The organism is Microbispora sp. CA-135349 (assembly GCF_050947365.1).
Lineage (GTDB): Bacteria > Actinomycetota > Actinomycetes > Streptosporangiales > Streptosporangiaceae > Microbispora.
Genome location: NZ_CP192001.1, coordinates 4,625,747 through 4,637,322, shown reverse-complemented (window position 1 = coordinate 4,637,322; position 11,576 = coordinate 4,625,747). Strand labels below are relative to the sequence as shown.

The 11,576-nt window shown below is 74.0% G+C and carries 3 protein-coding genes; 1 reads left to right on the top strand and 2 read right to left on the bottom strand.

Features of this window, described 5'->3' with window-relative positions; genetic code table 11:
* Window positions 1-188 precede the first annotated feature (188 nt).
* Both ACQPZZ_RS21585 and ACQPZZ_RS21580 read right to left on the bottom strand, forming a co-directional pair.
* Window positions 189-5,549: an amino acid adenylation domain-containing protein gene (locus tag ACQPZZ_RS21585; RefSeq protein WP_432921030.1), complete on the bottom strand. Its 5,361-nt coding sequence runs from the start codon at window positions 5,547-5,549 to the stop codon at window positions 189-191.
* Window positions 5,546-10,627 (bottom strand): amino acid adenylation domain-containing protein, encoded by a 5,082-nt coding sequence (locus ACQPZZ_RS21580; protein WP_432921027.1) that lies wholly within the window; start codon window positions 10,625-10,627, stop codon window positions 5,546-5,548. Before ACQPZZ_RS21580 ends, ACQPZZ_RS21585 begins: the two co-directional genes overlap by 4 nt.
* A 354-nt stretch (window positions 10,628-10,981) precedes the next feature.
* Here ACQPZZ_RS21580 and ACQPZZ_RS21575 point away from each other — a divergent pair, with 354 nt between their 5' ends.
* Window positions 10,982-11,371, top strand: a complete 390-nt coding sequence (locus ACQPZZ_RS21575) for a hypothetical protein (RefSeq protein ID WP_432921024.1) — start codon at window positions 10,982-10,984, stop codon at window positions 11,369-11,371.
* Window positions 11,372-11,576: the final 205 nt, after the last annotated feature.

Here is an 11,576-nt window from a genome sequence, read left to right as displayed (position 1 = left end):
GTGGGCCCTTTCCCTGCGGGGGCGTGGGGAAGATCGGACAGGGGTCATCACACCGCCGCGCGAGGGCCGGACGCCAGGGAATCGGGTGAATCTCGGCGAGATCGTTAACTGAAACCCGACAGAACAAGTCAAGTAGGCATTGACCGCCCGGATGTCGGACGTAGCGGCCCCGAAAGCCCCCGCGGGGGCTAGGCCCGGGCGCCCTCCCGCAGCCGGGCGTCGGCCTCGGCCTGGACCGCGTCGAGGTCTTCGGCGATCTCGGCGCCCGCGACCGCGTCGGGCAGCGCGTCCTCCATGCGCCGCAGCGGCCGGAACCACAGTCCGAGCGCGCCCCAGAGCATCAGCAGCGCGCCGCAGACGGTCAGCAGCAGCGCGACGCCGCGCCCCGGGCCCACCCCGACGACGTCGCCGACGACCGTGTCCGCGAGCGCGCCACCCTGGACGAGCAGCGGCCCGAAGACGTCGTCGGCCAGCGCCGGCGCGGTGAGGAACGCCAGCGGCGTCATGGACACGGCGAGCATCTGGTTGGTCGCCAGCACCCGCCCCTGAAGCTCGAGCCCGACCTTGAGCTGGATGATGGCGAGCCAGTGCGCGTTCAGCACGCTGAGGAACGCCCACGACACCAGCCCGCCGAAGGCGGCCAGCGGGAGCGAGGGCCGCAGGCCGACGAGCAGCACCCCGGCTCCGAACCCGATCACGAAGCCGACCATGCCGATCGCGCGCCGTTCCGTGCCGCCCCAGAACACCATGGCCAGCGAGCCGAGCACGGCGCCCAGGCCCTGCATCGCGGTCACCGTGCCCACACCCGCGACGTCGCCGAACGACAGCACCGCGGGCACGGTCACGGCCTGGGCGAGCATGCCGAGGTAGTTCTCGACGACGAAGAACCCGATCATGATCATCAATGCGCGCCGCCGTACGAGGAAGCGCCACCCTCCGGTGATGGCCTGCCAGAAGGACTCCTCCAGGCGGCGGAACAGCCGGTCGGGGAAGCGGACGAGCAGCAGCGTGCCGAGCCCGAAGAGGAACGTGACGACGTCCACCGCCACCACGCCGTGCAGCCCGACCGTCGCGACGAGCGCGGCGCCGCCCAGCGGGCCGATGAGCATGCCGAGGCCGGTGCCGAGGTTGGCCAGCGCGTTGGCCTGCATGAGATACGGCTTGGGCACCAGTTGCGCGACGGCCGCCAGGTACGCCGGCCGGTGGAAGGCCGTCACCAGCGACAGCAGCCCCGCGATGATCCCGACCTGCCAGATCTCCAGCCGTCCCAGCCAGAGCAGGATCACCAGGGCCGCGGTGGCCACGGCCGAGACGCCGTCGCACGTCAGCATGACCAGCCGCCGGTCCACCCGGTCGGCGACCGCGCCGCCCAGCGGCGCCGCCAGCAGCGACGGCAGCAGGGCGAGCATGCTGACGAGGGCGTAGTCGAGCACCCGGCCGTTCTGCTGGTAGGCCCACACGCCCAGCGCGAAGGAGGTCAGCGCGGCGCCGAGCAGCGACACGGTCTGCCCGGCCGCGACGATGTAGAAGCGGCGCAGGTCCCGCCGGGCGCTTCGCCCCGCGACCTCGACCGGCCCCACCGGATCGGGCAGGTCGCCGCCGGCCCAGCGGTCCAGACGCTCGCCGACCAGCCGCGCCAGCGTCTCGGCCTGGTGTTTGAGGAAGTAGTGACCGGCCCGGGGGATCGTGGCGAGCTCGACCCGTTCGGCGAACGCGCCCCACTCGCGGTAACGCTCCCGGTAGAGCTCGGTCGACCGGTCCCGCTCGCCGATCACGCACAGCAGCGGCGCCTTCAGCCTGCGCTCCTCGTACGCGGGGGAGTCTTCAGTGGAGTCCTCAGGGGAGTCCTCGGGGGAGCCGAGGTGGCGGCTGAACCACGCCTGCGCCTCCTCGACGTCGTGCCGCAGGGCGCGCAGCATGATCCCGGTGTCGCCGAAGTCGTCGTCCACGGCGCCGAGCGTGCGCAGGAAGTCGCGCTGGGCGCGGTCGGAGGACCAGCGGTGGGCGGGGAACCTCCGGTTCCACCAGGCCGACAGCCGTCCGGGCAGCCGCGCGTCGGGGAAGCTGCCGCCGACGACGACACCGGCGACCGACGTCCCCGCGGCCTCCAGCCGCAGCGCCAGCTCCATCGTGGCGGCGGAGCCGACGCAGTGGCCGTACAACGCGACGGGCCCGCGGATCGCGGCCAGTTCGGCCGTGAGGCGGCCGGCCAGCTCCGGGATCGGCAGGGGGTCCTCGTCCGGCCGCGCCGAGTCGTGCCCGGGCAGTTCGACGGCGACCACCGCGGTGCCGGGCGAGAGGCGGGCCAGCTCCTCGGCGAGCGGCCGGAAGGCGGCGGCCGAACCGCCGCCGTACGGCAGGCACACGAGCGTGCGGGTCGCCGTACGCGGGCCCGCCAGGTGGTGCAGCAGCCCGGCGGGGGCCTGTGCGCCGCCGTCGAGGTGGGCGGCGAGCTCACGCACCGTGGGCCGGGTGAACAGGTCGATCACCCGCAACGCCGGGTCGATCTCCCGGACGGCGCGGACCGCGCGGAAGGAGTCGCCGCCCAGCGCGAAGAAGTCGTCGTCGACGCCGAAGTCCGCCACGCCGAGGACATCCGCCCACACCGCGGCGATCCGCAGCTCCGTCGGTGTGCTCGGCGCCACGCGCTCCCCGGCGGGCGCCGCCTCGGGCACCGGCAGGCGGGCCCGGTCGATCTTGCCGAGCGGGGTGAGGGGCAGCTCGTGGAGGACGACGACGGCGGACGGCACCATGTAGTCGGGCAGCCGCTCACGCAGCCCGGCCCGCACCGCGGCGAGGTCCACGGTGGTGGGCGCGACCCAGGCGGCCAGCCGCCGCGCGTGTCCCTCGCCTACCGGCAGCACCGCGGCCTCCCGGACGCCGGGCTGCTCCTGCAGCGCGGTCTTCACCTCGCCCAGCTCCACCCGGAAGCCTCTGATCTTGACCTGGTCGTCGACCCGGCCGAGGAACTCCACGAGCCCTTCGGCGTTCAGCCGGACCCGGTCGCCGGTGCGGTAACAGCGGCGCGTTCCGGTCACCGGATCCGGGACGAATCTCTGGGCGGTGAGGTCGGGGCGGTTCAGGTACCCGCGGGCCACGCTGAGGCTCGCCACCCACAGCTCGCCCGGCACCCCGGCGGGCAGCGGACGGCCGGCGGGGTCGACGATGTAGCAGTCCACTCCGGGGAACGGGCGGCCGAGCGGCACCGACCCCGACCCGGTGGGCGTGCCGGGCGCCCGGCCGCCGAGCACCGAGACCGTCGTCTCCGTCGGCCCGCAGTGGATCTGCAGCTCCAGGTCGGGGCGGGCCGCGCGGATGCGCTCGGCCAGCTCCCACGACGTGGCCTCCCCGGCGAGGATCAGCAGCCGGCGCGGCAGCATCCGCGCGAGGTCGCCGTGGGCGGCCAGCAGCTCCAGATGACTGGGCACCATCTTGATCACATCGACGGGACGCGCGGCGAGATAGGCGGCGTACGCCTCCGGGTCGGTCGCGGTCTCCTGGTCCACGAGGTGGACCGCGGCGCCCCGGAACAACGCGCCGTACAGGCAGGTCAGCCCCAGGTCGGCGGCGGTGGTGGAGACCACGCCGTACGACTCGTGGACGTCGGGCACCAGCTCGGCCAGGCCGTGCAGGTAGTGCAGCGCCGACCGGTGCTCGATCCCGGCGCCTTTCGGCCGTCCGGTGGAGCCGGACGTGAAGATCACATGGATGAGGTGGTCCGGGGCGACCTCGACGTCCGGAGGATCCTCGGGCCCGGCGGCGAGGAGCTCGGGCAGCACCAGCGCGCCGGGGAGCCGGCCCGCGTGCTCGGGGTCGGCCAGCACGACCCGCGCGCCGGCCGTCTCCAGCATGTGGCCGAGGCGGTCGTCGGGATAGAGAGGATCCATCGGCAGGTAGGCCCCGCCCGCGCGCAGCACGCCGACCAGCGCCGGAACCAGCCCGCGGTGGCGGCCGACCAGGACGCCGACCGGCTCGTCCGGCCGCACCCCTGCCGCGACCAGGCGGTTGGCGAGGCGGTTGGCGAGCCGGTCCACCTCGCCGTACGTGAGCGAGCCCGTGGCGTCGGCCACCGCCGTCGCGCCGGGCGTGCGGCGTGCGTGGTCGCCGACGACCGCGTGCAGCGGCCGGGTCAGGTCCATCGGCGTCCGCGTGCCCGAGACGACGGGCCCGGTCACCGGTTCCAGCGGCACGGCCGCCGCGGGCGCGTCGAGGCCGGCGAGCATGCCCTCCAGCAGGGTCGGGTACCAGCCCGCGACGCGCCGTGCGGTCGCCTCCTCGAACAGGTCGGCGCGGTAGGCGAGCTCGCCCTCGTACGTCTCGCCCATGTTGTCGAGGGCGAGGTTGAGGTCGTACTTGGTGGTCCGCAGGCCGAACGGCACCTGCTCGGTGGTCAGGCCGGGGAAGTCCGGCGTCCGCGGGCCGTCCTCCAGCACGTTGAGCAGCACCTGGAAGATCGGCGTGGTGGCGAGGTTGCGCTCGGGGTGCAGGTGCTCCACGATCCGGTCGAAGGGCACGTCGCGATGGGTGAGCGCGTCGAGCACGGCGGCCTTGGTCCGGGCCAGGAGCTCGCGGCCGGTCGGCTCGCCGGACCTGTCGCCCCGCAGGACGAGCGTGTTGACGAAGCAGCCGAGCATGGGCGCGGTGCCGGGGTGGAGCCGTCCCGACTCGGGCACGCCGACCGGCACGTCGTCGGTGCCGCAGACCCGGCCGAGCAGCTCCTGCCAGGCGGCCAGCAGCACCATGAACGGCGTGCAGCCGGTCTCCGCGGCGGCCTCCCGCACCCGGGCGGTCAGCGCGGGCGCGAGCCGCACCGGGACGGTGGCGCCCGTCCAGTCCGCGACCGAGGGCCGCGGCCGGTCCACCGGCAGGTCGAGGACCGGTTCGAGCCCGGCCAGCCGTCCGGTCCACCAGGACAGGTCGCCCTCCGGCTGCCCGGCGAGCCAGGCCGCGTAGTCGGCGTACTGGACCTGCGGCGGCTCGGGCGGATCTGCGAGCCCGAGCCGTGCCGCGTACAGGGCGGCGAGCTCGTTCAGCGCCAGGTTGCGCGACCAGGCGTCGAAGGCGATGTGATGCACGGTCAGCGCCAGCACGTGCTCCCGGGCGCCGAGACGCAGCAGCAGGGCGCGGGCGGGCGGCTGCACGTGCAGCGCGAAGGGGCGGGCGAGCTCCTCCTGCAGCCGTGCTTCGAGCGGAGTGTCGTCGTCGAGGTCCTCGACCGTGATCGGCACCCGCTCCGCGTCGACGGGGACCGCACCGGCGTCGGTGAACAGGCTGCGCAGCACCTCGTGCCGGTCGGCCAGATCCCGCACGGCGCCCAGCAGCGCCGGGACGTCCAGCGGGCCGCGCAGCCGTACGACGGTCGGCACGTTGTAGGCGGCCAGGTCGTCGAGTTGCGCGAGGAACCACAGCCGGGCCTGCGCGGGCGACAGGGGAGCGGGGCCGCCGTCCCTGCTCCTGACGGGGATCGCCGGGACGGCCCGGGCGGCGGCGCGGCGGGCCGCCGCGAGCCGGCCGGCGAGGGCGCTTCTGCGCTCGTCGCTGATGGTCACGGCGTCTCCTCCAGGCGCGGCGTCTCAAGGCCCGGCGTCTCAAGGCCCGGCGTCTCAAGGCCCGGCGTCTCAAGGCCCGGCGTCTCAAGGCCCGGCGTCTCAAGGCGCGGTGTCTCCTCCAGACTCGGCGTCTCCTCGATGTCGGCCAGGAGCAGAGCCTCGATGCCGGCGGCGTAGCCGGCCAGCGTCCTGTGTTCGAACAGCAGGCGCACCGGCACGGTCAGGTCCAGGGCGTCGCTCAGCCGGGCCGCGACGAGAGCGGCGGTGGCGGAGTGCCCGCCGAGGGCGAAGAAGTCGTCGTGCACGCCCGCCACGGGGCGATCGAGCACGGCGTTCCACACCTCGGACACCAGCAGTTCGGCCTCGGTGCCGGGCGGCTCCGGTGGAGCGTCGCCGCCGGGCTCGGGCAGGGCGGTGCGGTCCACCTTGCCGGAGGCCGTGACGGGCAGGGCGTCCAGGAGCACCCAGCGGCGGGGGACCATGTAGTCCGGGAGCAGATCGCTCAGCCGCCGCTCCAGCTCGCGGGTGTCGACCCGCTCCGGAGCGGCGAGGTAGCCGACCAGATGGTCGCCGCCGCGCACGGTCACGACCGCGTCGGCCGCGCTCTCGTGGGGCACCGCCCGAAGCAGGGTCTCGCGGAGCACGGTCTCGATCTCGCCCAGCTCGATGCGGTGGCCGCGGACCTTCACCTGCCCGTCGCGCCGCCCGAGGAAGTCGAGCGTGCCGTCGGTCCGCCAGCGGGCCAGGTCACCGGTGCGGTAGCGGCGCCCGCACGCCGGATCGTCACCGGGAGCGCCGAGCGGGTCGTCGGTGAAGGCGGCGGCGGTCAGGTCCGGCCTGCCGCGGTAGCCCCTGGCCACCCCGGCGCCGCCGATCCACAGCTCGCCGGTCACCCCGGCGGGCAGCACGCGCCCCGCCCGGTCGAGCACGTACGCCCGTTCCCCCGGCAGCGGCAGGCCGATGGACACCCGGTCGCCGACCGGCGCGGTCACCCGGATCATCGTGGAGTAGATCGTGGTCTCGGTGGGGCCGTAGGCGTTCCACAGCTCGACCCCGCGGTCCAGCAGCTCGCCGGCGAGGGCCGGGTCGAGCACCTCGCCGATGCTGATCGCACGCACGTGCCCGCCGCGTCCGGAGGGAGCACCCCGCCAGCCGGAGGCGGCCAGCATGCGCAGCGTCGTCGGCGTCGCGGTCATCAAGGTGACCCCGGTCTCCTCGATCCGCCGCGCGACGGCCCGCCCGTCGAGCGCCTCGTCGCGGCCGAGCAGTTCCAGCCGCAGCCCCCAGCACAGGCTCACCCACACGTCGAAGCCGAACACGTCGAACGAGAACGGCGTCAGTCCGAGCATCACGTCGTCCGGCCGGACCCCCGGAGTGATCGTCATCGAGGCGACGAACGCCGCGAGGTTCGCGTGGGTGATCTCCACGCCCTTGGGCCTGCCGGTGGAGCCGGAGGTGTAAAGGACGTAGGCGAGATCGCCGGGATCCACCTCCACGCCGTCCGGCACCACCTCCGGCGAGGGCAGCCGAGCCAGGTCGACGACGACGCCGCCCAGCTTCCGGGCCACCGGCAGACCCTCGCCCGCCGCGACGATGACCTTGGCGCCGCAGTCGTCCACCTGCTCGCGGAGCCGCCGAAGCGGGTGCCCGGGGTCGAGCGGCACGTACGCCGCGCCGGCCAGCAGCACGCCCAGCAGCGCGGCGGGCAGGTGGCGGTCGCGGGGCAGGCACACGCCCACACAGGAGCCCGCCGCCTCCGGTCCCAGCGCCGCGGCCACCCGCCGCGCCCAGCCGGCCAGCTCGCCGTAGGTGAGAACGCCCTCGCCGTCGGCGGCCGCCGGGGCGTGCGGGCGACGGGCCGCCTGGTCCAGCACCGCCTCCACGACCGTCCGCGGCGCGTCCGCGGGCAGCGGCGCACCGGTGCCCGCGGCCAGCAGCGCCGACCGTTCCTCCGCACCGATCACCTCGAACGCCGACAGCGGCCGGTCGGGGTGTGCCAGGGCGTCGTCGAGCAGGCGGACCAGACGGCCGGTCAGGGACTCGGCCGCGGCCCGGTCCAGATACTCCAGGTCGTACTCGACCTGCAGCTCGGGCCCGGCCGCAGTGGCGTTGACATAGACGATCAAAGGCACCTGGACGCTGCCCGCGTCGAGCTCGCCGATCAGGTCCACCCCGACGTCCCCGTGGTCCAGGCGGAGGGGCACCTCGGGTGGCTGCATCGAGAGCACGACGGGGGTCGACACCCGGCCGGGCGGGCGCTCGACGCCCGCGGCCTCGGTCAGCTCCTGATCGCTCAGCCCCCTGTGGTCCATCGCACGGGCGGTCGCGGCCCCCGCGTGCCGTACGGCCGCGCGCAGCGACAGCCCGTCGTCCAGGCGCAGCCGCACCGGGAGCACGTCGACGAGCACGCCGACCACGCCCTCCAGACCCGGGGCGGCGCGGTCGGCCACGGCGGCGCCGAGGACCACGTCCCGCCGGTCGGTCAGCCCGGCCACCAGCATGCCGAGCGCGGTCAGGTAGACGGCGAACGGCGTGGCGCCGCAGCCGGCCGCGAGCTCGCCGGCCCGCGCGGCTGTCGTCGCATCCAGCCGGCGCACCAGGCGCTCCCCGCGCAGGCGGCTCGGGCGGTCGTCCCCGCGGGGCAGCAGCTCGTACGGCGGGACCGCCCCGGCGAGTTCCTCGGCCCAGAAGGCACGCAACGCCTCGGTGTCCCGTGCGGTCTCCTGCTCGCGCAGCGCGACGTCGCCGAACTGCAGCGGCGGCTCCGGCAGGAGGACATCGCCGTCGTGGGCGAGCCCGTCGAGGAGCTCCCGCATGACGACCCCCAGCGACGCGCCGTCGAACGCGGTGTGGTCGGTGAGCAGCACCAGCTCCGCGCTGTCCGGCCCGGACCACAGCAGGGTGGCCCGCAGCAGCGGCGTGTCCCCGGCGAGGTCGAAGTCGTGGGCGACCGCCGCCCGCCGCAGCTCGTCGGCCTCCGCGGGCGAGGCCGGGCGGTGCTCGTCCAGCGGCACCGGCGCCGGGGGCCTGACCTCAGTGGCGACACCGTCGACGACGACGGAGCGGAGGGCCTCGTGGCGCCGCACGATCGCGTCGAGGGCGGCTCGCAGCGGCTCCGCCGAGGTGAGGCCGCGCAGCCCGAGCCGGAAGGCGATCGCGGTGGCGTGCGGGTTCTGGCTGACCTGGCGCAGCATGAGCTTGTCGCGCTGGGAGGCGAGCAGCGGATAGCGGGTCCGGCCGGCGTGGCGGACCAGCGGCGTCACAGTGCCCGGCGTGCTCTCGGCGACGTATGCCGCCAGCTCGGCGACCGTGGGCCGGGCCAGGAACGTCGTCAGCGCGACGCGCACACCGAACGCCTGCTCGATCCCGGCGCAGATCCTCGCGGCGGCCAGGGAGTGCCCGCCGAGGTCGAGGAAGTGGTCGTGGACGCCGATCCGTTCGACGCCGAGCGTCTCTGCGGTGATGGCGGCGATCCGCCGCTCCACGTCGTCGCGTGGCGCGACGTGGCCCCGCCCTCCGACGTCGTCCCGCTGCCGCTCGGTGTCCTTCCGCTGCCGCTCGGTGCCGTTCCGCTGCCGCTCGGTGCCGTTCCGCTGCCGCTCGGTGTCTTCGTGGAAGAGGACCTCGGGCAGGCGGGAGCGGTCGGCCTTGCCCGTGGGGCCGATCGGGATGGCGTCGAGGAACACGATCCTGGCGGGGATCATGTAGTCGGGCAGCCATTCGCGCAGCCAGGACCGCAGCCGCGCGTCGTCGAGGCCGGGGCCGGCCGGTTCGACGTACGCGACGAGCCTGCGGGTGCCCTCCTCGTCGGCGGGGGCGAGCACGACGGCCTGGTTCACCAGCGGGTGCCGTTCCAGCCTGCCCCGCACCTCGCCCAGCTCGACGCGGAAACCCGCGACCTTCACCTGGTCGTCGATGCGGCCCTCGTAGAAGTAGAGGCCGCCTTCCCTGCGGACCAGGTCGCCGGTGCGGTAGTGGCGCACGCCCCCGGCGTCGGTCACGAACCGCTCGGCGGTCAGCTCCGGCCGGTTCAGGTAGCCCCGGCCGACCAGCGGCCCGGCCACCCACAGCTCGCCGAGCTCGCCGTCGCCGAGCGCCTCGCCGTCCGCGCCCCGCACCGACAGCTCCGACCAGGCGTACGGCGTGCCGATCGGCGGCTCGCCCCGCTCGTCCCTGGCGATCTCGTGCGCGCAGCAGTGCACGGTGCACTCGGTGGGGCCGTACAGGTTCACCATGCGCCGCACGCCGGGGTTGGCGAAGACCCGGTCGGCCAGGGCCCGGCTCACCGGCTCGCCGCTGGACAGGACCGTGCGCACGTTCGGCGGCAGCGGCTCACGCAGCAACGCGGTCAGCGCCGAGGCCGCGGCGCTGATCATGGTGACCTCGTCCCTGGCGGGAAGGGTGTGCAGCGCGAGCGGGTTGTCCGCCATGATCACCGTGCCGCCCAGCAGCAGCGGGAGGTAGAGCTGGGGGACCGACGGGTCGAAGCAGACCGACGTGGAGGCCAGGAATCCGGACAGCTCCTCGGCGGTGAAATAGCCGGCGTCCCAGCGCAGCAGCGTCATGACGTTGCGGTGCTCGATCGCGACGCCCTTGGGGCGGCCGGTCGATCCGGAGGTGTAGATCACGTAGGCCAGGTCGGCCGGGTCTCCCGGCAGGTCCGGATCCCGGTCCGGGCGGTCGCCGATGTCGTCGAGCAGGACGAGTTCGTGCCGCGGCAGCCGCCCGGCCGGCTCGGCGGAGGTCACCGTGTGCGTCACCCCGGCGTCCTCGACCATGAATTCCAGCCGGTCGGCCGGATAGGCCGGGTCCAGCGGCACGTACGCGGCGCCGGTCTTCCACACCCCCAGCAGCGCCGCGATCAGGTTCTCGTCGCGGTGCAGGCACACACCGACGGCCGAGCCCCGCCCCGCTCCGCGGGAGAGGAGCTCGTGCGCTATCCGGTTGGCCTGCGCGTTGAGATCGGCGTAGGTCGTGCGGGTCGTTCCGGAGACGACCGCGATGCGGTGCGGGGTTCGTCGCGCCTGCCGTTCGAAGGCCTTGTGGGCCGGTTCGATCGATGCAAGGGTGCCGGCCACCTGCGATCTCCTCTTGTTGAAGGAAGGCGGTGCATGGATCGCACGCGGGCATCGTCACAAACGGCGCCTCGGAAAAGTTAGACCGAAGATCGTTCTGTTATCTCAGTGATATCGGAACGAGTTGGACGCGTTACCGTCCGATTCTCTGACTGTGGGGCGTAACCCCAGCGCCGAAGGCGGGAAGCCGTTCAGGGCCAGCGCTGCGGCCGGCGCGCCGCGGCCGGGTTCGCGCTCGCCGCCGGTTCCCCGGCCGAGTGCTCTGCTCGCTGGTTCCGCTGCTGCCGGGCCTGGCGGCCGGGGCGTGCGGCGATCCCCGGAGCTCCTAGCGAATAGGGCCGCCCGTAGGATTCGATAATGCTCTTCGCCTCGTGTATGACTCGATTCGAGCACGGCCTGGTCATCGCTGCCGCGCCCGGTAGTGTCGACACGCACGCGGGCTGGGACGTTGCGGCTGAACCGGTTCACGGTGGTCCGGACTCTTTGTTCGTTTCGGTCCGGCAAGCCGCCAGCGGTCCGGCGTCGGTCCAATGCGTGCAGGGGCCTTTCCGGCCGAGCGGAAAGGCCCTCGTGTACTCAGGAAATCTGACTCTTCCCGAGGCGTCTCTTGAGATTTCTGACCCAAATCAATCAGTGCGACTGCTGATTCCCGTTCCGAATGTAGAGAATCGGGTCGAGATCTACGGTGACGGCACTGATGAGCCTGATGAGGTGGTGATCGTCCTGACGGGCGCCGAGTCGTGGTGACCCACCCGACGGTCGCCTTCCGTGCGTTGGCCGACGCGCGTGGCCGGGTGCTCTGCCGCGCGTGGTGCAGGCGGTGCCTCGCCGCGTTTCCCGCCCGCGGAAATTCCGTCGCAGGTTCGGAACTTCCGCGGGCCCAGGTCGTCGGCCGGAGGCTCCGCTCCGACCTCCTCTTCCGTCTGGCGACGCATCCACCTGGATCTACGCG